The sequence below is a fragment of the Pseudomonas salmasensis genome (assembly GCF_014268375.2).
Taxonomy (GTDB): Bacteria; Pseudomonadota; Gammaproteobacteria; order Pseudomonadales; family Pseudomonadaceae; genus Aquipseudomonas; species Aquipseudomonas salmasensis.
In genome coordinates this window covers 3,757,957-3,781,931 of the sequence record NZ_CP077083.1, presented here as the reverse complement: position 1 = coordinate 3,781,931, position 23,975 = coordinate 3,757,957, and the positions used below count along the sequence as shown (strand labels likewise).

Genomic DNA, 23,975 nt, shown 5'->3' with positions numbered 1-23,975 from the left:
CTTGCTCGCGAAGAACGTCAACGATAACGCGTGCTTGCTGGATAAACGCGGTGCCTGTGAGTTTTTCGCGAGCAAGCTCGCTCCTACAAAAAGCTTTAGCAGCAAGCCACCTTCCACATTTGATTTTGGTTGTGAGCGAGATCAGGGTTTGAGGCTTTGGGCCAACTCCACCAGTTGCACGAATTCGTTGCGCAGCCCGAAGGGGTCATCGCCGCGGGCCGAGCGGGCAAGCTTGGCGGTGTCCTGCAAACTCATGCTGCCAGTGTAGCGGCCATCGCCCTTGAGCTGTTGGGCGAAGGCGGCGACGGCAGACGAGAAGCGCAGGTCGTCGCTGGCCGGGGCAGCCTGGTTGGCGATGGGGCGTTCGATCAACTGGCTGTTACCGCCCGCAGCGGGCTTGTAGCGCACCCGCAGCATCGCCAGCTCATCGGACTTGCCTTCGGTCGCACGCGCGTCAGCGTAACGCAGAGGTTCCAACCAGCCCTTCTCGCCCTTGGGCACGATTTCATACAGCGCGGTCACCGTGTGCCCTGCGCCAATCTCGCCGGCATCGACCTTGTCGTTGTTGAAATCCTCACGCTTCAGGGCGCGGTTCTCATAGCCCAGCAGGCGGTATTCGCTGACCTGGGCGGGGTTGAATTCCACCTGCAGTTTCACATCCCGCGCCACCACGGCCAGGGTGGAACTGAGTTGCTCTACCAGCACTTTGCGCGCTTCGCGCAGGTTGTCGATGTAGGCGTAGTTACCGTCGCCCGCGTCGGCGAGCTGCTCCATCAGGTGTTCGTTGTAGTTGTCCACACCAAAGCCGAGGGTGGTCAGGGATACGCCGCTTTTGCGCTGGGCCACGGCCATTTGCTTGAGGCTGTCGAAATCGCGGATGCCCACGTTGAAGTCGCCGTCGGTGGCCAGCAGGATGCGGTTGATGCCGTTGCCGATAAAGCCTTCGCGGGCCATCTGGTAGGCCAGTTCGATGCCGGACGCGCCCGCCGTGGAACCGCCGGCGGTGAGTTGGTCGATGGCGTTGCGGATCTTGGCTTTTTCACTGCCCGAGGTGGGCTTGAGCACCACGCGGGATTCACCGGCGTAGACCACCAGTGACACGCGGTCCTGATCACGCAGTTGATCCACCAGTAACTTCAGCGTGCTTTTGACCAGCGGCAAACCTTCGCGGCGGTCCATGGAGCCGGACACGTCCACCAGGAACACCAGGTTGGCGGGCGCCAGATCGGCCACGGTTTTATCGGAAGCCTTGATGCCGATGCGCAGCAGTTTGGTGCGCGGGTTCCACGGCGTGGTGGCGACTTCGGTGGTGACGCCAAAGGGCGAACCATCGGTGGGCAGTGCGTAATTGTAGGGGAAGTAGTTGACCATTTCCTCCAATCGCACCGCGCCTTCGGGCGGCAGGCGGCCTTGGTTGAGGAAGCGCCGTACGTTGGCGTAGCTGCCCGTGTCGACATCCACGCTGAAGGTGGAGACCGGAGTTTCGGCGACGCGATGCACGGGGTTGTCGGGCAGGTTGGCGTATTGCTCGCGGGGTTCGCTGCGCTCATTCATCTTCGCCATTTCCCGCACCCTCATGGGTGCCGGCATGGCCATGCGTTTGGCCATCGCGCCCTCAACCGGCGCGCTGTGCAACTCGGCGACGGGCGGTGCCGGTTTGGCCACCTCGGGCGAGGAAGACAGCCCACACCCGGCCAGCGCTACCAGCAGGGTGACGGTGAAGCCTTGGGCAGCGGGACGCAGGTAAAGCAGAGGGCGGGACATGGGGCTGAACCTCGTGAATGAATGAGCCGTTCACAAGGTCAGACGCGACATAGGTCGGGTTCGGGTTAAACCCTTGAAATTCACCTTGTAGGAGCGAGCTTGCTCGCGAAAACCTCACAGACGCCGCGTTCACTCAGGAAGCACGCGTTATCGTTGACGTTTTTCGCGAGCAAGCTCGCTCCTACAGTTGATCTTTCAGTCCGTGCCGTACTTGGGGTTACGCGGGCCGTACAAGATGCCGGTGCGTTGCCCTGCCGACAGCAACCGCGCGCTGGTGATACCGGCAATCGGGTGCGCCGCATCGGTAGAGCTGTTGATCACCTGCTTGACCGCCGCCGTGATCAGCATGCCCACCAGGCCGCCACCGTTGTTGTTGCCCTCCTCGCTCGACGCCCGCGCCGAACCGGTCCACAGGGTGGTGCCGGTGCGCAGGTCCACCAGTTTGGCCGAGGCCGTCACCGAGGTGTCGCTGGAGATCAGCATGTACTGAGTACCGTACTCGCTGATGGTGATGTACAGCGCCGCGTCCGCACCAAAGATGTCATGCAGCTTGGCCGGTTGTACGGCCTGGATATCGTTGGCGGTGGTGAGGCCGTTCTGGCGGAAGGTTTCGTCCACCAGGGCAATCGGCAACACGTAGTAGCCGGCTTCGGCCAGCGGGTAGGTGACTTGCGACACCAGGCTGTAGGACGCCTGCACTTCCGGCGATTCATTGATCGGCGGCAGTACCAGGATCGACTTGGGCCGCGCCTGTTTGTACGCCGAATAGTCAACCGTCTTGGGCGCGGCGCAACCGCCGAGCAAGGCCAGGGCCAGCAAGGCGCCGGTGAGTTTTAACAGGCTCATTTAGTGGCGACTCCGGCTTTGGCGTTTTTCAACAGAAAGTCCATGTACGCAGCAGACTCAGGGAACAGCGCCTTCTCGGTGCGAAACTCCTGCACCATCTGGTCATCCTTGCCCATGTTCATGTACAGCATGCCCAGGTGCGCGTGGTAACCCGGCGGCGCCTTGCGGCCGCTGGCGTTGATCTTCTGCAGATCGCGCTCCAGTGCTTCCACCTGCGCTTCCTTGGGCTCGCCCTTGAAGTACTCGTAAACCTGCGGCTGGTAGCTCTCCCATTGATACAGGGGCTGGGGCGCCGTCTGGCACCCGGCTACCGTCGCGACTGCTGCCAGCGTCAGCGCTAACTTCACTGCCTTGCTCATCCGTGTACTGCTCCTTGTGGTGTGACTGATCAGTTACGCGGGTTCCAGGCGCCGGCGTTGATGCCGTCGACCAGGCGGTTGATCGCTTCGCGCATGGCCAGGTCCAGCACCTTGCCATTGAGGGTGGAGTCATAGCTGGCGGTGCCGCCGAAGCCGATCACTTCACGGTTGGACAGCGCGTACTCACCGGCACCCTGGGTGGAATACACCACTTCGGAGGTGTTGATGTTGACGATATTCAACGCGACTTTGGCGTAGGCCACTTGGGTCTTGCCACGGCCGAGAATGCCGAACAACTGGCGGTCGCCGGTTTCTTTGCGGCCGAACTCGGTTACATCGCCAGTCACTACGTAGTCAGCGCCCTTGAGCTTCTGCACGGTGCCTTTGATTTTGGCTTCCTGGGAGATTTCGCCCATGTTGTCACGGTCCAGCACGCTGAAGCGGTTGGTCTGCTGCAAGTGGGTGATGAGGATGGTCTTGGCCTGGCCGCCGAGACGGTCAACGCCATCGGAGAAGATGCCGCGCATGTAGCTGGAGCGGTTATCGAACTTACCCACGGCAATCGGCACACGCACGCCGGAATAGGCCACGTGGGCGCTGGCGACTTGCTCCACCGGCATCGCGCGGTTGCTCTCGGTGGCACAACCGGCCACGGTCAACAGCGCCGCGGCGGTAAGGCCCGACAGCAGGATTTTGGACAGTGTCTTCACAGGGTGCTCCTTGAGTGAGGAAATCAGCGTTGCTGGGTTTTCCAAGGAGAAAGGCAGCCTGAAAACGCACTGGCCTGAATTCTTCCCTGAAAGACGGTGATGCAACGGCTGCGGCATTTTACGGGGTTGAGAGCGGTTCTCAAGGTGTTTCGGCCATAGGTGGGAGGCTTACCCTACTGCCGACCGCAATACTCGAAGCAACAAAGCTCAAATGTGGGAGCTGGCTTGCCTGCGAAAGCGCCAGTACAGCACCAAGCTCACGGCCTTCATAAGCACACGTCTACTGTAGGAGCGAGCTTGCTCGCGAAAAGCGTCAACGATAACGCGTGCTTTCTGAATGAACGCGGCGCCTGTAGGTTTTTCGCGAGCAAGCTCGCTCCTACAAAAAAATCCTTAACTGACTGGCATTACACCAACAGCAGCCAGCCTTCGCACATCCCTACTTGAGCTCCTTCACCAGATACTGCGCAGAAATCTGCGTAATCCCGGTCAATGCCCGGCGCAAGGCTTCAGGATCGGTGCGATAAGTGAGCGGCGTGTAGCCATAGACATTCTGACCATTAAACGGCGTGACCGCTTCAAAGGTGCGCCAGATCATCTCATCGCCGCGATCCATCTGCGCTAACACGTTAAGGGTGGGGTAAATCACACTGCTGAAACCCTGGGTCAGGCGAAAGCCCCACTCGGACACGGTCAGCTGAATCTGCGCATCAGCCGGCTCATCATCGCCAACCACCTTGAGCGTCGAAGTCTTACCCAACTCATCGACAAAGCCCTGTTTGAGCAACACGCCTACATCGAGTTTTTCCGCCTCCATCACCGTCAAAATAGCCACCGGCGTCGGCATCTCGGCCAACTGCCCAAGCTTCATGCCGCCGGCAAACCCGGCGCCACTCAACGCCGCAGTACCCAGCTTGGACGCCCCGCTGGCCATGCCAACACCCGCACCAACCCCGGCACCCAGGGCGGCGCCCCAGGCCTGTTCGCGGCCGAAGTACACCATGTTCTTTTCCCACTTCACGGGCAGGACTTTGACGGTCTTGATCTGCGCACGGTTTTCGGGGGTGAGGGGGTGGCTGACGCAGCCGCCGAGGATGAGGGTGGTGAGGAGAATGAAAAGGAGGTTTTTCACATCAGTCCTTTAATGTTTGCAGTGAATACGAGAAGTCGGCAGGGCCTGGACCCTGCCGACACACTGGCTCAACTCATTTGCTTTCTTTGGCAATGGTGCCCAAGGACGCATCCTTGACCAGATAACGGCCTTCGACTTCGCTCAGCGCTTTGAGGCTGTTACGCGCCACGGCGAAGCCCATTTCGACCTCCTGCTTGAGGTAAACCACCTCGCCCGCCTTTACATCAATCGGCATATCCGCCCAGTTTTCAGCCTTGGAGCTGATCACGTGTTTGCCCGGCGTCACGAAAAAATAGATGTACTGGTTACCACGGTTGTAACCCATCTCCGAGTCGGCTTCCTTGTCATCCAGGAACACGTTGAACCGAACCAACATCCCTACGTTGCTCGGGCGCACGACGTACACCAGGCCTTTATCAGCCACGGCAGCCTTGGGCAGCGAATAGTTCGCCACGTCAGCCTGCATCTTCTCCACCGACGGCGTAGAGGAACAGCCAAACAGCGTGGCAAGGGACAGAACAACAGCAGCTTTGCAGAACAACTTGATCATGTATTTCTTCCTTGTGGGTAACGGTGGAGCGGGTTTGAGAGTGCCGATGATGGCGGGATCTCATTTTTTGATGCGCTGGTCATCGCCGTTGTGTCGGCAATGGATGGCGTGACATGAGCAATGTGTGCCATCAGTGTGACGCCTTGCGCGGTTTTAGCTGAGGCGCTTATAGTCCGGTCGTCGCTCAAAAGGTGACCGGGTTTGGCGACCCGAAGAACGAGCCCTCAATAATCCAGAGAGCTTAATGATGAATCGATACATTCCCCTAACCGGCCACGACTGCACCGTCCCAGCCCTGATCATCGACACCCAGGCACCTCTCGACGTCCTCCACGACGCCGCCGTGCACCGCATTCGGGCCGTCACCCAACTGCTGGAAAACCTGGCCTTCCGCGAACAACTCAGCAGCGATGCCGTAGTGCTTTCAGACTTCGCCCACTTGCTGGCCATTCCGCTGCGCGACGGGTGTGATTTGCTGGATGTCATCAGTCGCAGGCTGAATGCCGATCCGTCCTGAGTGGAAATAGGGCGGCCTTAGTGTCGCCCGCTTTGTGCGTGAGCAATCCAACCAAAAAACCGGTCCACTCTTTTCGTCATTTCACGCAGCAAACTTGATCATCAGAAAGATAATAAAGTCCCTCCAGTTTTCCGCAAATGGAAGGAAGACCAAAAATCGGTTCTGAGGTATAAGAAATAGGCAACTCGGATCTAATCAAACCGACGAACTCCGAACTTTCCCACGCGGGAGTTACTATACCGTTCCAAAAATTTACGGCCTCCCCCGCTCCAGACAATACAACAGGCCTCAAGTATTCAACTGCAACATTGGAGCCCCAATACAAATAACCGCAATACACAGAGCCATTTTCACCAAAAAAATCAGCTCGAACGATAATCTGAAAGTCTGAGCACGTTTCCTGTTCGGCGAGGGGGCGCACAGTTAATTCGTCCTCCACGGTGTCGTCCATCGGAAAGAACCAAGCGCTATAACTACCAAGATCATCAATCGTCAGCTCACATACTTGTTTATCCGACATAACTCGCCCCGCCCTATGCAATTAAGCACAACAAAACAGGACAGATTTATCTGATACACTTTCCCAGCTAAAATTTAAATAAATCTGTGCCATTTTCTCTCTATCCCTTATAACGCCTATTGGTTTAAGTCAGCTATTAGTTTATCTATCACTAACTCGAAAGCATTCTGCAAAGCGCTACGGAGAGCTTCAGGGTTTGTTGCGTACTCCTGAGGTGTATACGCCTGGACATTTCCCTCACTGAACGCTGTTACAGTTTCGAAATTCCTCCAAACTACTGCGTCGCCGAGCTTCATGGTCGCTACAATGCCCACTGTGGGATAAAGCTGTGCACTGTAGTTTTTCAAGGCAAAGCCCCATTCGGACACGACGAATTCTATATGCGCATCGGCCCGGCCGCCCTCCGGTTCAACTTTGAATAAATGCTCAGCACTGATCCGTGCCTCCAACAGTTGTTTGAACAACTGCCCTGGATCTATTTCGTTACGCTGCAAGTTCAACAAAATTGCCTGCCGTGGACTTGAAGCTCCACCATCAGCCACTTTCGCGCCCGCTACCACACCCACGCCAGCCATAGCACTGGTAGCGACTTTGGACGAATCCGATGCCATTCCCACCGCCGCCCCGGCACCGGCACCTAAGCCGGCCCCCCAGGCTTGATCCATGCTGGTGTACTTGAACTGCTGCTCCGGGAATGAGGCAAGCAACACACTGACAGTTTTGATTTGCTGGCGGTTTTCAACGCTCAGATCTTTGGTTACACAGCCACTTAACACAAACAAACCAAAATAATAAATTATTAAATTTTTCATATTTATTAGCCAGACCTTTCAGTCCTCCCCCTCCACGGCTATAAAAACAAGAAATTCACTCTCAACAACATCCGAGGGGATAGACCTGTAAACAAAAATCTCATCTCCCAAATTCAAAATAAAAAGACGCTCTTCACAATCAAATGAAAAACCAACACCCACAACCCTATCCTCCACTGAGGATTTCACCAGAACAGCTGAAGACAGCGTTTTGTTTATAACATTACTAAAGCATGCATCGTCGGACATCGACGCAATTACTTGCGCGCCATACTCTTGCATATCGCATTCGGTTAATGGCTCAACGGACAGTCCTATCGAAGCCCCATCACTATCGCAAAATAAACGACCAGGAATGCTTCCTTCAAAATGGAAACTAATCTCTTGCGGAAAACCATGCGCCACCGAGCCTAACTTATGAATCAGTGCGTCCACCGACAAAAGCTTTTTGCCAATGGCAAGTATAAACCACGCCTTCAACGAAGACTCTTTCATCATCTAACCTTCCCTTCCAGCGCACTTTTTACTGATGGATTTTGGTTGACGCCATCTTTCAAAATCGTCACAAACGTACCATTCGGCTTGGTCACCACGACATCATTGCCCTTAATTCTAAAATAGACATTGCCTAGCGCACCATTAGCTCCCTGTCCCGCGAAGGTACCAGGGATAACCTTTGTGGCGTTATTCCCAATATCGTTAATCAAATCTGTAACAAATTTACGATCTGCGGCACTGGATGGGTCCCCTCCGAAGTCTTTGACATGTTTACCTAACTTCGTCCCCATTTGCCCAGTATCCGTTTTAAATGCTGCACCTGCCCCAATGCCACTTACCGGCACAGAGGTATATCCCGGCTTGGGCAGCAAGAGAGGCGATTAACAAAAGGGGACAGATTTATTTAATACGCATTCCAACTCCAGCCTAAATAAATTCGCCCTTTTCTTTATATATATCAACCTAAAATAAATAGCAACTTTCTAAATTATTAGTCTCATACTCCCATGAAACTATCCTACTTTCCGGAGACACAAGCACCGAATAGCGGCAACTCCTAATCCAGGTTATGTAGTAACGCGTCCCGCTGCTTTCTTTTACTACCCTATTGAACGTTTTTTCTTTGTTAGCGGGGGACCAAAATGGCTCAGTACATGTATCGGGCGTGCGCGAGCAAATGCTGTATACGTGAGATTCAAAGGTGGTACCTATCCATCCATCTTTACTGGATACCCACGCAGACCGTGACGGCACGCAACCCGCAATCAGAAATACAACTACCATTACGCTAATTTTTTTCACGTTTTCTCTCCGTGAAAATGTGAAAAACGGGACAGATTTATTTAATATGTTTTTCAACTCTAATTCTAAATAAACCTTTCCCTTTTCTCACTTTTTTATTCTTCTCCGCTCTGGCACCAACTCAACTTTTTCCATTTATATGATTTCGCCACGGCACGAGCAGTCCCTCCAACAAGACTCGATCAACAATACCATCATCAATGGCGCCGACAAAAGTTGTATCCAACAGAAATTCAAAGGAAATATTTTCCTTTTCCGATAACTTTTTAACGGCACAGACTATTTCTTCTACTTCATCTAGATTTTTTGAATCCATATCAACAGACAGTATATTCGGTTGCAGTGCTGAATAAATTTCCAACATTCCACCCACCACTTCCGCGCCCCCTTCGTCTATCGCGTCAGTAAGGTTGGCGGGGCAATGCTCCATATTCTTGACGCAGCGAGCTCATTCACGAGCTGCTGCACATTAGATCTAATAGACTGATCTAAGTCTTGAGCCACGTAGAAAATCAACTTTCGCTTCTCATGCTCTAGGGGTACGGAATGCATTATTCAGCTCCTTTTTTTGGAGGGCATGCGGGGAGAGCCGACCCTGGACCCCCTTTTCTCTTTCCTGATCATTCCCTTAGATCTCAACTATCTACAAATGGAGCGGTGATCAGTATAGCCTCGATTTCATCAGACGCTTTTTTTCCCCACTCCTTATTAATCCTACTAAGTTCCGAGAGGTACTTTTCAAAAATCATTCTTCTGGAGTCTTTTCCGGCAACACGATGGGAGAGCTCGTAATCTACCGCCATATTGAAAGCTACACGACTGATTATCCAAAAGAGAAGTTCATCCAGCGAACGCGTGTATTTTCTGAAAATCTCATAACTCCTTTCTGAGGAAACATATTCAAAACCACCACTTTTGAACTCCACGTGAGGAGTTCCATCCTCGGGTGAGCTCACTCTGACCAACAGCATAGACTTAGGCGCTCCCAACTTATCGCCTATCAAATTCACTGTTTGCTGCAGTTCACCGATATTGGAAACCATGCTAATTCGTTCTCCTCAGATAACCTTATTCGATATAAAGGGGACAAATTTTGTTTATTTAATAGGCTTTCTACCGCGATCTTGAATTAAAATAAATCCGCCCCATTTCGCCGAATGTTTATCCCGCAGGAACCGCACCGATATCAAACTCACCTTGCGCGTCAATTTCGGCGTCTGCTCTCAACACCTCAAAATCGCAGCCCCCTAAATTCAAATGGACATTTATTTCATACGCTCCACTTGAGGAGGGTCTTATAAATTCGACCTGAAGAGAATAATCTCCTTCAGGCAGTTCTAGAGGAACCGTACTCGAAATACTACCAACCTCAATATTTCTATCTATTACCGAGAAGGGAACTTTAAAGGCCCGAACCACGTCTGCGCTTATAGCGGGCACTTGTTCGTTAATGAAAAGGCTAATTATATGGTACCCTTCGTCAACCAAAGCTCTAAAAGAGACACTCCCTAACCTCCACGCAAATCCTTGCGCATAACTACGAACACTCCAATCATTGTACGGCTGATCAAGCGAACTCAAAAACACGCAAAATTGCGAATAAGACAAATATATAATTTCTCTAAACCTAGCCATTAGTTCACCACCTTAATTCCGACCTTCTCACCATCGCGAATGAAAAGGGGACAGTTCTATTTAATAACTGGCATTTAGGGAGAAGATCAGCAATTGTGCGATTATGTTGCATGTTCTTGCGCTATTTTTGGCTATCCCGCTGAGGGACGGGTGTGATCTGCTGGATATTACTGGACGAAAATTAAACGCGAAGATCTAAAGCAGAATCTGGGCAGTTAACTCATAACTGCCCGACCGACTTACAAGAAACCATTTTGTTAAAGAACCACCAAAACAGAACCTTTACACCAACTCAACCAAGCCCAATCAAAACTGTAATATATCAACCAATTTGACCAGACAAAAAAATCAAACCACTAAGCTCTTTAGTCGCTCACCCGCACTGAGTAGTTCGTCGACAGAAAGCGGAGTATAACTAATTACAATCAAAACCCCCTCTTCAAACTCACACACTTCTTCTACATAACCATTCAACAAATCAACAAGTTCAAGCGGCCCTTTTCCGAAGGCGCGAAAACACAATTCCTTATCGAAATAATTCGCCGCATTTATACGGAAAACGCCATCCCTACCGTTAACGTCTTTTTTTGTAGCATCACAAGCTTCCAACACTAAAGGCCAATCGCTCCTCGTAACATTCCAATCATGTAAAGCTGAGCGATAGGAGCCAAACGCCTTTATATAAACAGGAAAAACAATCTTCAACAAATATGAATAGTCGACTTTGGAGGCTGTGAATTCAATAAATAGCGCATCATCAAACTGCGCATCATCCTGGAGATACTTCTGATCTCGCAGAGCATATGAAATTCGACCTTTAACGCCGACTGGAAGTAGCTTATCCAATGACACCGAGGTCACCAACTCGCTTCCAATAGGGGGGACTTCAAAGGCATCGTTCAAATTCCACGGAACGCCCAAATCGCCTATAGCTCTCAAAAAATCTTTATGCCTCTCTTCGATAGACTCTGAAACACTAGGCCTATGTCGAAATTCGAGTTTATATGTGGTAATCACCGTGCCACCCTTACAGAAATATTTCTGATATTTGGCTCATTAAGTATATCTATTAACAAAAGGAGGGCGATATATTTAGTGCACCTTCAAGTTTTAATTTAAATAAATCTGTCCCCTTTCCTTTTCAACTTATTCATCATCCCAAAACTGCCCCGGCGGCGCATAGTTGCCATCTTCCAAGATGCTGCACCATCCAAAAAGCCTATAAAACATTTCAAGATCCAATATTTGGTAGATATCAATATCAACTTTTTTTAACGTCACCCGACCGTGTGCATAGTGAGAGTATTGCCCACCTACCCCACCTATCGCTCTTTTTTCAAGTTCTGCACGATCCCACTCCAGAACGGTTCCTGCAGCTTCTGGCAAAGGGTCCAAAAATTCAATTTCAAACTCCGTTGCAATTTTGCAAATGCAAGGAATCAGCCTTTGCTCGAGCAGGCTGTGGGTTAACAAATTCTCGGGAAACTTAATGCTTAATTTCATTTCAGAGCATCCTTTGGAACAACAACATAACCTGAAAAATTCTTTTCAAAAGTAGTCGCGGGGCTAAAATACTGCTTACCATGAGGATCACGAATTGCTACGACAGAAATGCCATTTCTGGTAGTAATGCCGTCGACCACAACAAAATGGGAAAATCCGGTACCCGCTGCTTTATCCACCACTTGGACAATAACAGGCGTTCCGTTTGCTGTGTATCTTGCCAAATCAGCAACGTTACGGCTTGCATAAACTGCCGTGTTGACGCCCTCAGACTTCATCAAATTCGCAACGTCCTGAGGGAAAATCCCGTCTTTTCCGGGTGGAAGCTTTTCAATCAGATTTCCTATGTCTACTTTATGTCCCATGGTATCCAAAACCATGCCACATGAGTTGTGACCACATGTAGGTACGGGCCCTTGATTCACAACTAAACGATCACCGCTTCGGGGTAGCGAATCACCAAGAAGTGGATTTTTAGGACCTGCTCCTGAAGGTAAGCTCTTTGCTAGCTCTTCTACCAAATCCGCAGACTCAGCAACCTTTCCTTCCAAATACAGCTTTTTAGCCTTACCTAAAACTTTTTGTGCCGCATCCCCAGCGCCCGGGATGAGTCCAATACTCGCCATGGCATAGTCAAACGGATCCTCAGCCTCATAGAAGCCCTTTGCATCGCCGTAAACCGGAATGAAGTCTGAACCAAATTCAGCGAGCTGCTCAGCCAGGCGCTTTGTCTGAGCAAGCGCAATCGGGCTATCTACTTGCTTAATGCTTCGAAGCTCCGCCTCAATGGAATACGCCGCAAGCTCTTTATTCTGCTCAACTTGCTTAGCCTGCTCTTTAGCCTCAGGGCCAAATCTCGCAACCACAAGGCTTCGAGCAGCCTCCGAAGCTTCTCGCCGTAAAGAACGACAGGTAGCACCTGCACCATTCGCACTGCAGGCTGTGGTTAGCGCCAAATCTCGACTTTTATCTAGAGCATCCAGAGCGTCAGCACGCCCACACGCAGCACTATCTCCTCCCTGGCATTTCTTCTTGGCAGCCCAGCGCTCTTGGTTTTCTTCATGGTTGAGGTAGTTGTACTGTGTCGAACTGCCCGCCACCCATGCTCCAGTTTGCAAACTCTCACCGTCAGCATCACTGTCCACCGACGCCGCAAGCACACCAATCAACTGCGAGCTCATCACCAGCAAGCTCTTTCTCTTATCCTCCGGCATGCTGGCGTACTGTTTGTCGAGGCTGTCTACCAGGGCTTCGTTCACACCTGCTGCCAACGCACCAGTACGGAAATCGCCGCCAGCGGCTTCAGCTGCCAGCCCGCCCATCAACGCATGCAGCCCAATCTTGGTGATACCGCCGTCGGCGAACCGATTCTTGGAGACATCACCAATCATGTTGAAGCCATAGGCAGCAAATGCATTGGCAAGGCTGCTTTGCAATGCATCCCCGAGGCTGGCTTCTCCTCCCAGCGCTTTAGTCAGGATGGCCGATGTGCCGTTTTGCAGAACCTGATTCGCAGTAAATTGACCAACACCTTGCCAGGTACTCAATGGGCTCGCGGATGTCACTGCTCCCGAGTTAGGCAGCGCAGTAGTAGTGCCTGTCTGCGTGCTGGTCCAGTCGTCGTAGAACCCTGCGGTCAGCCCCGCAGTAACACCCGAGACAACATAGCCCCGCATCGCATCGCTGGAGGTTACGTCCTTGACCACTGCGCCTAAATTGCCACGATTATTGATCGTGCTGATAGCGCCATTACTCGCCATACCGGCAAGCACAACGCTGCCCGCAGCATTGGCCCAGCCTGCGGCAGATACGGTAGTGGCAGCAGCCGTCGCACCAGCCATCGACGTGCCCGCCCCAGCGGCGGCGATTGCGCCGCTTGCTGCCCCCATCGTGAAGTAGGTAACAATGATCGCTATGACAATTTGCGCGCCAGCGCCCAGGCCGGAATTACTGTATTTGAAGCTGTCGTGCAGCTCTTTGACCTCGCGCCAGTCAACATCGCCACGCTGCTCCATTTGCTTGATCCAGGCGAGGCTTGGGTCCGCCTGGACCATCGCGTCGATGGTCTGGCTTACCGTATTCTGGTTAACCTGCCTTACATCAATCTTCAAGCCGTCCACGGCCTTGATTGCCAGCTCGCCCTGCGCCACCAACTCACTCTGACGCAACGTCTCGTCGGTATTACCCTTGCCCTTGGCGCTGGTCCAAGCCAGGTCACCCTTGCTCTTCTCGTGGCTCTCCTGGTGCAGGTCTTTGACCGCCTCGAAGGTCACTGCGCCGCCACTGGTGATGGCCAGGCCCTTACCACTCTCAAGCTTGGCCCGCTGATACAACTGATCACCGCCACTGACCAGCGAAAGATCACCACCAGTCTTGATCTCAGTCCCCACATTCGTGACGTGGGTCACCTCATCACGTTTGGTCTTCTTCGCGCCCCAGCCCCCCTTCTCCTTCATGTCGTAAAGGCTGTAAGTGCTGTTCTGCGCCGCCAGCAGGTTCAACTTATCCCCGCTATACAGATAAGCCTCATTCCCCGCGCTGATCCTGCTCGCCACAATCGTGGTATCACGCCCAGCCTGGCTGACAAAATCCCCACCCGCCGTCAGTACGCTCGCCACTTGAGTGGTCTGGTCGTCCGAGGTCTTGATGCGTTTTTTGCCGTCCTTTTCCTTGCCCTCAACGTTGTGCATGTCGCTGACCGACGCGACGTTGAGGTCGCGGCCGGCGGCGATGGTGAGGTCTTTGCCGGCGGTGGCATTGCTGCCAATGATGTTGACGTCTTGCCCGGCCTGCATGTTGAGGTTGCCGCCTGCCGTGACGCTGGCGGCGAGGTTTTTGACGTCGGTGGTGATGCTGGATTTCTCGCCGCCGTCGCGGGTCTCGTGTTTGACGCTGGTGTCGCTGGCGGCGATGAGGTTGAGGTCGCGGCCGGCGGTGAGGTTGGCGTCGTTGCCCGCTGCCAGTGCGCCTCGGTTGGTGAGGTCGCGGCCGGCGTCGATGGCGAGGTTTTCGCGGGCGACGATGGTGCCGGCGCTGGTGTCGGTGAGGGTGCGCATGCCGGCGCCGTCACGTACCTGGATGGCGGTGGTTTCGTTGGTGATGTCGCCTTTGAGCGCCGTGAGGCTGACTTGTTTGCCGCGGATTTCGCCGGCCATGGCGTTGCGGATGCTGTCTTGGGCCAGCAGGTTGAGGTTGTTGCCGGCTTCGACCAGGCCGCCGGTGTAGATACTGCCGCTGCTGATGGCGGAGAGGTTGTTGCTGGCGCGCAGGGTGCCGACGTTGATCAGGTCGCCGCCGGTGACCAGGTTGAGGTCGCGGCCCTGGATGAGGCTGTTGCCGCGCACGTTGCGCGAGTCGGCCTGGGCCAGGTACAGCACCGGCACGAGGACGGTCTGGCCGTCGATGACGCGGTTTTCCATCCACACGATGTCGTGGGTCAGGGCGCCGACTTGCTGGTCGGTGAGGGCCACGCCCAGGCTCAGGCGCAGGGCGTCTTTGCTGGCAAGGCCGTTGTCCATCAGGTAGCGGAACTGGTCGGCGTCGCTGTACAGGCCGCCGGCGAGGAAGCGCTGGCCGGTTTGCGCGAGGACGGCGTCGCGGATCAGGCGGGTTTCGTACTGGCCGTCACCGAGGCGGCGCCAGGCGTTGTCGGCGGTGAAGCCGAGTTTGCCGAGCATGTAGTCGGAGCTGAAGAAGCCCGACACCGAGGTGAACTCGGGGTTGGTCTCGATCAGGTAGTGGCTGGTGGGGTCGGCGTTTTTGACGAACAGGCCGTACTCGCCCTTGGGCAGTTGGAAGGTGGGCGAAGTGGTGGGGTCGACCGGGGCGAAGGCGGTGCCGGTGTAGTCCACGGGCACGAAGCCGCCACCTGGGGCCACGCCTACCACGGGCAAGACGCTGCCGGGCACCTGGGCGCTTGGGTCGTTGGTGTGTTTGCTCAGGTTGATGTTGATGCCGCCGACGGGGATGCCGGTCTGGTCGTCGCCGAGGGTGCCGGTCAACTGGGCCAAGGTGTTGTTGTGCAGCGTGCCGTTTTGCAGGGTGCGGGCGACGTTGAGGTTGACCGTGCCGCCCGCTTGCAGGGTGGCGTCGTAGCCAGGGCCGCTGTTGTTGGTCCAGGTGGTGACGTCACTTGCGTAGGCGAACGGCAGGCTATTGGGTGAGCGGCTTTTGAGTTCTTCGAAGCGCGCCTTGTCGAAATTCCCGGCCGCCGTGGCCGCATTGAACGCGGGCACATCGACATATTGCATGCGTTCAAACAAATCGTCGGAGACGTGACCTGGCGTGCCGATGACAAGCTTGCGCTGGCCCGTGCGCGTGGCGGCGCCCTGGTTGAGCAGGTCACCGGCAGTGATGCTCAGGTCGCCATTGGCGGCCATCAGGCTGTAGCGGTTCTGCACAGTGTCGCCTTGCAGCAGCATGTTTTTGCCCGCCACCAGGCGCGCCGCTACCGAGTCCTTGGTGGCCGCCTCAAGGTACGTCTCGTAGATGGTGATCTCGCCACGTTCCCAGTTGTCGCTTTCGCCGCAGTGCTGGCCACAGATCCAACTCAAGCTGCCGGTGGTCAGCGTTTGCCCGAGTTCGAATGCGTCTTTGGCGTTTTCGATAAAGCCTGCATTGATGCCAATTGAGCCTTCGCTTTCCACGGTGCCGGAGCGGTTGCTGAACAGCACGGCACGCCCGCCATCGCGGGCGGCGAAGCTCAGGTTGCCTTTGCTGTAGACATCGCCATAGCTGTTGCTGAAGCCATTGCTGCGCAAGGTCATGTCGCCGCCGCTGAACAGCAGCGTGTTGGCGGCATTGGTGATGCCGTTGACTGCGGTGAGGTTCACTGCACCCTGGGCACCGAGGGTGCCACGGTTGTTGATTTGTGCGGCGGCGATGTCCAGTTGCTGGCGGGCGGTGAGGAACCCGAGGTTGTCCAGGGTGCCGCCCAGGGTCAGGCGCGTATTGGTGGCTGCCAGGCGGCCGCCGTTCTGGCTAAGGTTGTTGGCGGCGACGGTGAGTGTTTGCAGGGCCGAGACGCGGCCGCTGTTGGTGATATCGCCGGTGGTGATGCTGATGTCACCGTCGCTGAGCAGTTCGCCGCCGTTGTCCAGGCTGGCCACGTTGAGGGTCAAGCCCTTGGCGCTGGCCATGCGGTCACCGGCCTTGAGGGCCAGCCCTTGGTCGCTCTTGTAGGTAAGCACGTCGTTAAGTTGCACGCGGCCCAGTCCGTCGACCTTGCCGAATGCCCAGTCGGCGCTGCCCATGCCCTGGATATTGCCCTGGCTGCCTTCGAGGCTGGCGGTGTTGAGGTGGAACAGGCCGGTGCCGGCGTGTTGCAGCATGCCGTTCTGGTTGTTGAGGCTGGCGGCGTCAAGGCTGAAGGCCTGGCTGCCGAATTCGAGGGTGCCGTTCTGGTTGTTCAACGCGCCGCTGAGGTTGAGCTTGCTGCTGGCGCCGCCCAGGGCACGCAGTTGGCCGTTGGCGCTGTTGTCCAGGTTGCCGCCGGTGAGGGTCAGGCCCTGGTTGGCTTCGATCAGGCCGCCCTGGTTGGTGAGGGTGTCGCGGGAGGTCAGGTTGATCTGATTGCCGCTGACCTGGCCGCCCGCGCTGTTGTCGAGGCTGGCGCCGCTGACGGTCACTTGTTCTTTGCCGAACAGCTTGCCGCCACGGTTGGCCAGGGCTTCTACGGTGAGTTGCAGGTTGCCGACCAGGCTGGCCATCAGGCCGCCGCTGGCGTTGTCGACGCTGTTGGCGGTGACGCTCAGGCTGTCGCCCTGCACGGTGCCGCCCTGGTTATCCAGGCGGGTGGTGTTCAGTTCGGTGAGGGCGCCGCCGCTGAGGATCAGGCCCTTGCGGTTGCTCACATCCTGGCCGCTGTAGCTCAGGCCTTCGGCGCCGGCCAGCAGTTGGCCGTTGTCGTTGTTCAGGTGCTGGGCGGCGATGTCCAGGCGCTTGCCGCGCAGGGTGCCGCCGTCGTTGTTGAGGGTGGTGAGTTGCTTGACCAGCACGCTGCGTTCGCCTGCGTCGATCTGGCCGCCGACGTTGGTGAGCAGGTCGCTGACCTTGAGCACCACGTCGCCGCCATCGCTGACCAGCGCGCCTTTGTTGCTGTTGGTGAAAGTCTGCGCGGTGACGTCGACGGTCTGGCCCAGCAGGATGCCAGCGCTGTTGTCCAAGCGCTCGCCTTGCAATTGCAGCAGGCCCTCGCTCTGGATACGGCCCTGGGCGTTGAGCAACTGGCCCGGGCCTTTGAGCAGTAGGCTTACGCCCTGGGCGCCACCGGCCAGCAGGCCGGCGTTGCGGTTGTCGAGGCCCGAGGCGCGTACGTCAAGGTGGTCGCCCAACACGCGCCCGGCGCGGTTGTCGATATCGCCGCCAGCCACGTCGAGCAGCAGTTGCTTGCCAACGATCGTGCCGCCCTGGTTATCCAGGTTGGCGGCGTGCAGTTCGATATCGCCCTGCCCGGCCTGCAAGCGGCCCTGGGCGTTGTTGAGCTGTTGTGCGGCGGTGAGGGTGAGCTTGCCGGTGTCGGCGCTCAGTACGCCGCCTGCGTTGCTGCTGAGGGTGCCGGCAGTGACGTTCAGGTCGGTGCTGGCCTGGGCGAACCCCTGATTGTTATTGAAGGTGTTGGTTACGGCGAGGTTGAGCGCGCCACCGTCAGCCTGGATCAAACCCTTGAGGCTGTTGTCAAGGTTGCTGGCAGTGACGGTCGCGGTCTTGGCCACCAGCACGCCGTTCTGGTTGTTCAGGTTGCCGGCGTTGACGGTCAGGTCGTTGGCGATGACTTGCCCGCCGCTGTTGTTCAGGTCGGCACTGGTGAGCACCAGGCTGCCACCGGCCATTTCGATACGGCCTTGGCGGTTGTCCAGGGAGGCGCTGTTGAGCGTGGCGGCCTGGCCTTCGCCGAAGCGGATCAAGCCGCCGAGGTTGACGATGGCCGGCGAGTTGATCGCCAGGCTCTGCTCGCCAAACAGGCGAGCGCTGGCGCCCTGGTTAGTGAGTTTGGCGCTGCTGACCTCGACGGCCTTGGCCTGGATGATCGCGCCCTGGTTGGTCAGCGCTTGTGCGGCAGTGATCGCCAGGGCGCGGCTGGCCAACAGGTTACCGTTGGTGGTGACGGTTTGCGCGTTTACCACCAGATCGCCCGTGGTGTTGCGGCTGTTATCGGCGGCGACGCCGGCTTCGATGATGCCGGGGTTGTTCACGCTGGCCGCATTGATCTCGATGCGCTGGCCAGCGGCAATGCTCTTGCGGTTGACCAGGGCCTGGGCGCTGGTGACCTGCACGCTGCCGTTGGCGTAGACCTTGTCGGTGAGGTCGACGTTTTGCGCGGTGACCTTGACGTTACCGGTGGCCGCCGCCTGCGCCATGCTCAGGCGCCCGTTGGCGTCGAGCTGAATATCACCGCCACTGGCGGCCAGGGTGCCGTCGAGCTTCACGCCCACACCGGCTTCGGTGCCCACCAGCTTGATTGCGCCGGCATACATGCCGCCCAGGGCCGAGGAGTCGATCGCCAGCTCGGGCTTGGCGCTGCCGTCATCGGCGCGGGCGGTGGTTTTCAGGCTTTGTGCGTCGACATCGTTGCGCCCGGCGATCACGTTGAGTTCGCGGGCGTTGATTTGTGCGTTGATCTTGGCCGAGCGGGTGATGATGTCGAAACGTTCGACGTTACTGGCGTTCAAGCCTTCGCCGTCGATGGTCACGGCGCCGCCATCCACTTCATAACGCTGCAACTGACCGCTGGCGTCGAGTACCGGTTTGCCGGTGGTGAGGGTGACGTTGGGGGTGTTGATAAAGCCGCAACCGCTGCACGTCACGCCGTACGGGTTGGCCACGATGACCTTGGCCGACTGCCCCGCCACTTCGGTATAGCCACGCAACTGGCTGGGGCTGCCGCCGTTGACTTCGTTGAGGATGACGTTCGCCGCGCCGCCCTTGAGGTTGGGGTTGCCGACAATGATCCCGCCCAGTTGGGTGTTGACCATGGCGCCGTTGCCATTGTTGAGAATCACGCCGTTGGGGCCGACGTTGTAGTCCTTGAACTGGTTATGGGACAGGCCCGCGCCATTGGGGGTAGCGATGTTTACCACCGGCACGCCATTGCCCGCCGCGCCCACGGTGGTGCCCGGCGCACTGACCACAATGCCCTCGGCCTGGGCCAGCAGCGGCTGCCAGAACAGTGCGTTGGCAAGGATCAACGCCAGCCCGCGCTTGGGCAGGCCGAAGAACGCGTCCCGGCGCTTCAGGGCGGCAGAAGGTTGGCGGGCCAGGAAGGCGAATTGGCGAACATCCATTGTCAGGCTCTCATGCAGCGGGGCGTTGAATTACAGGAAGAAATCCATGCGAAAGTAGATCGGCGCTTCGCGCTCGGTAACCACACCGGGTCTTTCTAACGAATGGGCAAAGGTCATGCTGGTGCTGACGTGTTTGCCACGGGCGAACAGCTCCAGGGAGTTGCTGGACACCCGGCCATGAACGTTGCCGTTGTAGCGGTCGTTGCGGATCACGCCCTGGTCGTAGCCGACACTGGCGCCGTACTCGGCAAAGGCCGGGCGCATCCAGTCCAGGGTCACCGGGCGCGCCCAGCGCACTTCGTTGCGCCAGTAGCCGCCGCTGTCGCCGGTGAGCAATTGGTCCTTGAAACCGCGCACCGAGGCCGAGCCGCCGAGGCTCATGCGCTGCGGCGAAAACAGCGGGTCTTCGCTGCGTTGGCCGGTGGCCAAACTGCTGAAGCTGAACGACTCACCCCACAGGCTGAAGGGTTGCAGGTAGCTGACGGTGGCGGTGTATTTGCGGTAGCGCGCGTTCGGCTGGCGACGGCCTGCTGGGTCACGCTCGTCTTGGGCCTGGGCGTCGAGCAGGCCGATGCCGCTTTGCATGCCCAGGTCCAGGTTGACGAAGGCGCTGCCGATGCGCCGACCGTGGTTGACGCCCAGTTGCAGTTCGCTGAGGCGGTTGCTGCTGGGCGCGGTGCGCACGTCGAGGATGTAGTTGTTGGTGCGCAGGTGCGCCAGGCCGACGTTGACCGAGGTCTTGCTGACGTCATCGCGGTGGATCACCCGCTCGGCGCGCAGTTGGTGGTTCTGGTTGTCGCCGTCCTGCTTGTATTTGAAGCCGTCGGTGACGCCGTAGGTGCGGTAGTCGCTTTCGCTGTAGGTGTAGCTGAAGTTCCACCAGCCCCAGGGCAGGTTGTAGTAGAGCATGGTGTTTTTCGAAGTTTTCTGGTGGTCACTGATGGCGTCGTGGCCGCCACGCAGCATCAGTTGGTCGCCCAGGCCGAGTGGGCTGTCCCACTCCAGACCCGCGCCCCATTGCTGTTCGCCAGTGCTTTTTTGCCCGTCGTTGTTGCGCGACAGGCTGGCGCGCCAGGGCTTTTGCGCGGTGTTCTTGACCACCACGTCGCTGCCGCCCACTTGCTGGCCGGGGGTGAGTTCCATCTGCGCCTGTTTGGACGGCAGGCGGTTGAGCTGGTCCACCAGTTGCTCGATTTCACGCAGGTTCAGCGCTTCGCCGACTTTGCCGGGAAAGGCCATGGCCAGTTCGCGGTCGGTCACCGTGCTGCCTTCGGCGCTGCGCAGGGCTTCGAGCTTGCCTTCCACCACCAGCACTTGCAGATGGCCGGTGGAGAGGTCTTGCTGCGGCAGGTAGGCACGGCTGGTGACGCGGCCTTTGCCGAGGTAGTAGTCGGTGATGGTTTTGAGCAGGTCGTTCAGCTGGGACACGCCCAGGCACTGGCCGATGTAGGGCTTGAGCAAGCGCTCGCGGTCGGGCGCCGGCAGGCTGTCGGCGCCTTTGAGTTCGATGGTTTTGATCGGGAAGCAACGGGTGTCGGCCGGGGCTGCCGGGGCTTGGGGCTTGTCCGCTTTGCCGGGCAAGTCTTGGAGTTCCTGCAGGCGCCGCTGTTGCTCTTCAAGCAGGCGGTTCTGCCGGTCGCGGATCAAGTCCTGATCGCCAGGCGTGGGGGCGGCGGATGCACTGTTCAGGCCCATGCAAGTGAGCAGGAAGGTGCAGAGCAATAACCGTGTCCATGGCAATAACGAAGACATGTTCGATCCATCGAAAATCAAGGGCCGCGAAACTAACATCGAACTTCCAGCTCGCCTAGAAACGGGCGAAGTGGGGCCGCTCGACTGATTAGTTTTCTAACCTGTTGATTATTAATAATAATTTTTCATCAAAAGAGTTTAAGTCGGACACTTGCAGTGATTATTCCGACAAGCGGCAACTGTTTTGATGGCGATTCGACGAATGACTTTCTGACTGCCATTACTTAGCCATCATGTGTTCGTCGAGTTAGGTTAGTACCGGAGAAGGGGGAAAAGTTCGCGGGGGTTTTGTGAATTGGATCCCATTTATCGGAATTCCAGTAAACGTGTTGAACCACTGCCATCGATGGGCTGATGGCCTTTCCCTCTGTAGGAGCGAGCTTGCTCGCGAAAAACGTCAACGATAACGCGTACTTCTTAAAAAACGCGGCGCCTACGGGTTTCTCGCGAGCAAGCTCGCTCCTACAAAGGTTTAGCCGATGCCTTTGTCTTTGTCGGGTACCAGGGTCAAGCCGGGGCGTTCGACGTCGCGGGAGACGTGGGATTTCACTTCTTCGACGCCGCCCTCTTCATCGTTGTGGATCACCAGCACGCCAGGGCGGCGCAGTTGTTCGAGGTCGCCATCGCCCAAGTTGAAACTTTCACTCAGGTGCTGGTCGCTCAGCGCATTGGCCTCGGCGCGGCGCTGGGCGAATTTGCGCCCGCGATGCTGCTGATAGCGCGCCCAGCTGATCAGGATTACCGCATTGAACAGCGCGATCCACAGGTAAACCTGCAGGGTGTTGAGCGCCGCAAAGATCGGCGCCTCGATGCGTGGGCCGCCATGGGTTTCAAGCATGGCGCTGATGCCTCGCGCCAGCAGCCAAACCAACCCACCCCAGGCCAGCAGGGTCAGCAGCACATCGACGATCCACATCAGTGTGTTTTGGCGAGTTCTGACCAGTTTCATGCTCACGCCTCCTCTTGTGCAGGTTTGATACCGCGGTCCGGGCTGACCCAGCGGGCGCGTTTCTGATGCTGGTTGAACAACACCTTGGGAAAGCTGACCAGGGTGGTGAGCAGGCTCACCAGCCAGAACACCATCGGGTACCAAACGGTCCAGAACAGGGTTTTCCACAGGTCTTTTTCGTAGCGCCGGTCGATCAGGATGCTCACCGCAAACTGCAGCAGGCACACCATCGCCAGCACCAGGCCGGTGAACGCGGGCGGCACCAATGAGCTCACGGTGATCGCCGCCGGCAGCGTGACGAATTTACCCACGGCCCAGAAGATCACCGACAGCAGGAAGGTGAAGGCCCAACCGGTGGACAGGCAGTATTCGAACAACAGCGGCCACAGGTAGCGGTGGCGCCATTGCCAGATGCCACGGATGTTCTTGAACAGCACTTCGGCGCCGCCCTGGGCCCAACGCAGGCGTTGCTTCCACAGGCCGCCGACGGTTTCGGGCATGAGGATCCAGCACAGCGCGCGCGGCTCGTAGAAGATCGCCCAGTGATCGAGTTGCAGCTTCCAACTGACATCGATGTCCTCGGTGATCATGTCGGTGCTCCAGTAGTCGATGCGGTCCAGGGCTTTCTTGCGAAACGCCACCACCACACCGGAGACCGTGAAGATCCGACCGAATACCCGCTGGGTACGCTTGATCAAACCGATGATCGAGGAGAACTCGCCCACTTGCACCCGGCCGATCAGGGTCGAACGCGTACGAATGCGCGGGTTGCCGGTCACGGCGCCCAGGCGTGGGTTGTCGAGCATCGGTGCGACCATATAGGCCGCCGCGTTTTTATCCAGCAAAGCATCGCCGTCGATGCACACCAGGTATTCGCTGCGGGCAGCCACGGCGCCCATGCGCAGGGCCACGGCTTTGCCCTGGTTCTGCGCCAGGTGCAGAACGCGCAAGCGCGGGTGTTGCAACGCCAGGGCATCGAGTACTGCGGCGGTGTTGTCGCTGGAGCCGTCGTTGACCGCGATCACTTCGATGTTCGGGTACACCTGGCCGAGGGCTGCATCAATGGTGTCGGCGACGTTATCGCCCTCGTTGTAGCAAGGGATGATGATCGAGATCAGCGGCTCGCCGGCCAGGGTCGGCGCCGGCGTGTCTTCTTTCCACGGCCAGTGGCGTTCCCAATGCAGCCAGAAGTAAAGGCCACCGGCGATCCACAGCGCCGACATGAACAACGGGTAGAAGAACACGAAGTCCATCAGGAACTGCCCGGTCACCAGGAAGATCAGGCCCAGGGGCAAGCCCAGTACCAGTGCCAACACGAATAGAGCCAGGATTCTGTCAACCATGA

Annotated in this window: 20 protein-coding genes; 1 reads left to right on the top strand and 19 read right to left on the bottom strand. The window is 56.9% G+C overall.

The window, feature by feature from the left end:
* Positions 1-141: 141 nt before the first annotated feature.
* The 6 genes from HU731_RS16955 to HU731_RS16930 form a co-directional block, all read right to left on the bottom strand.
* Entirely contained in the window at positions 142-1,764 is a 1,623-nt protein-coding gene (locus tag HU731_RS16955; protein WP_186607956.1) for a vWA domain-containing protein, read from the bottom strand.
* 195 nt (positions 1,765-1,959) lie between these two features.
* Positions 1,960-2,610: a DUF799 domain-containing protein gene (locus tag HU731_RS16950; protein WP_005783625.1), complete on the bottom strand. Its 651-nt coding sequence runs from the start codon at positions 2,608-2,610 to the stop codon at positions 1,960-1,962.
* Positions 2,607-2,969 carry a DUF4810 domain-containing protein gene (locus HU731_RS16945; protein WP_003187504.1) on the bottom strand — a complete coding sequence of 121 codons (363 nt, stop codon included), beginning with the start codon at positions 2,967-2,969 and terminating at the stop codon, positions 2,607-2,609. Before HU731_RS16945 ends, HU731_RS16950 begins: the two co-directional genes overlap by 4 nt.
* 29 nt (positions 2,970-2,998) lie before the next feature.
* Positions 2,999-3,679, bottom strand: coding sequence for a CsgG/HfaB family protein (locus HU731_RS16940; RefSeq protein ID WP_005783620.1), 681 nt, complete (start codon positions 3,677-3,679; stop codon positions 2,999-3,001).
* 439 nt (positions 3,680-4,118) lie between these two features.
* On the bottom strand, positions 4,119-4,811 hold the full coding sequence (locus HU731_RS16935; RefSeq protein ID WP_020302868.1) for a hypothetical protein: 693 nt from the start codon (positions 4,809-4,811) through the stop codon (positions 4,119-4,121).
* A 73-nt stretch (positions 4,812-4,884) separates the two neighbouring features.
* On the bottom strand, positions 4,885-5,277 hold the full coding sequence (locus HU731_RS16930; RefSeq protein ID WP_169913177.1) for a DUF2846 domain-containing protein: 393 nt from the start codon (positions 5,275-5,277) through the stop codon (positions 4,885-4,887).
* A gap of 343 nt (positions 5,278-5,620) precedes the next feature.
* Here HU731_RS16930 and HU731_RS16925 point away from each other — a divergent pair, with 343 nt between their 5' ends.
* Positions 5,621-5,878: a hypothetical protein gene (locus HU731_RS16925; protein ID WP_005783616.1), complete on the top strand. Its 258-nt coding sequence runs from the start codon at positions 5,621-5,623 to the stop codon at positions 5,876-5,878.
* Positions 5,879-5,954: 76 nt separating this feature from the next.
* Here HU731_RS16925 and HU731_RS16920 read toward each other — a convergent pair whose 3' ends face one another.
* From HU731_RS16920 to pgaC, 13 genes are all read right to left on the bottom strand, one after another.
* On the bottom strand, positions 5,955-6,398 hold the full coding sequence (locus HU731_RS16920; protein ID WP_186607955.1) for a hypothetical protein: 444 nt from the start codon (positions 6,396-6,398) through the stop codon (positions 5,955-5,957).
* 116 nt (positions 6,399-6,514) lie between these two features.
* Positions 6,515-7,210 carry a hypothetical protein gene (locus tag HU731_RS16915; protein WP_186607954.1) on the bottom strand — a complete coding sequence of 232 codons (696 nt, stop codon included), beginning with the start codon at positions 7,208-7,210 and terminating at the stop codon, positions 6,515-6,517.
* Between the two features lie 18 nt (positions 7,211-7,228).
* On the bottom strand, positions 7,229-7,708 hold the full coding sequence (locus HU731_RS16910) for a hypothetical protein (RefSeq protein ID WP_217894820.1): 480 nt from the start codon (positions 7,706-7,708) through the stop codon (positions 7,229-7,231).
* Complete coding sequence (locus HU731_RS16905) at positions 7,705-7,998, bottom strand: hypothetical protein (protein ID WP_186607952.1); 294 nt, start codon at positions 7,996-7,998, stop codon at positions 7,705-7,707. The genes HU731_RS16910 and HU731_RS16905 overlap by 4 nt, the downstream gene beginning before the upstream one ends.
* A 632-nt stretch (positions 7,999-8,630) precedes the next feature.
* On the bottom strand, positions 8,631-8,939 hold the full coding sequence (locus tag HU731_RS16900) for a hypothetical protein (RefSeq protein WP_225931482.1): 309 nt from the start codon (positions 8,937-8,939) through the stop codon (positions 8,631-8,633).
* A 205-nt stretch (positions 8,940-9,144) separates the two neighbouring features.
* The gene (locus tag HU731_RS16895) at positions 9,145-9,552 is read right to left on the bottom strand and encodes an Imm63 family immunity protein (RefSeq protein WP_186607951.1); all 408 of its coding nucleotides are present in this window, start codon (positions 9,550-9,552) and stop codon (positions 9,145-9,147) included.
* A gap of 118 nt (positions 9,553-9,670) precedes the next feature.
* Complete coding sequence (gene comJ / locus HU731_RS16890; protein ID WP_186607950.1) at positions 9,671-10,144, bottom strand: competence protein ComJ; 474 nt, start codon at positions 10,142-10,144, stop codon at positions 9,671-9,673.
* Between the two features lie 348 nt (positions 10,145-10,492).
* On the bottom strand, positions 10,493-11,161 hold the full coding sequence (locus HU731_RS16885; protein WP_225931478.1) for a hypothetical protein: 669 nt from the start codon (positions 11,159-11,161) through the stop codon (positions 10,493-10,495).
* A 129-nt stretch (positions 11,162-11,290) separates the two neighbouring features.
* On the bottom strand, positions 11,291-11,647 hold the full coding sequence (locus tag HU731_RS16880; protein WP_073845478.1) for a hypothetical protein: 357 nt from the start codon (positions 11,645-11,647) through the stop codon (positions 11,291-11,293).
* The gene (locus HU731_RS16875) at positions 11,644-19,929 is read right to left on the bottom strand and encodes a two-partner secretion domain-containing protein (RefSeq protein WP_186607949.1); all 8,286 of its coding nucleotides are present in this window, start codon (positions 19,927-19,929) and stop codon (positions 11,644-11,646) included. The genes HU731_RS16880 and HU731_RS16875 overlap by 4 nt, the downstream gene beginning before the upstream one ends.
* 30 nt (positions 19,930-19,959) lie before the next feature.
* The gene (locus HU731_RS16870; RefSeq protein ID WP_275970797.1) at positions 19,960-21,681 is read right to left on the bottom strand and encodes a ShlB/FhaC/HecB family hemolysin secretion/activation protein; all 1,722 of its coding nucleotides are present in this window, start codon (positions 21,679-21,681) and stop codon (positions 19,960-19,962) included.
* Between the two features lie 472 nt (positions 21,682-22,153).
* A complete protein-coding gene (pgaD, locus tag HU731_RS16865) occupies positions 22,154-22,630 on the bottom strand; it encodes a poly-beta-1,6-N-acetyl-D-glucosamine biosynthesis protein PgaD (RefSeq protein WP_161905186.1) in 477 nt (158 codons plus the stop codon).
* A 2-nt stretch (positions 22,631-22,632) separates the two neighbouring features.
* Positions 22,633-23,973, bottom strand: coding sequence for a poly-beta-1,6-N-acetyl-D-glucosamine synthase (pgaC, locus tag HU731_RS16860; RefSeq protein WP_186607948.1), 1,341 nt, complete (start codon positions 23,971-23,973; stop codon positions 22,633-22,635).
* Positions 23,974-23,975: the final 2 nt, after the last annotated feature.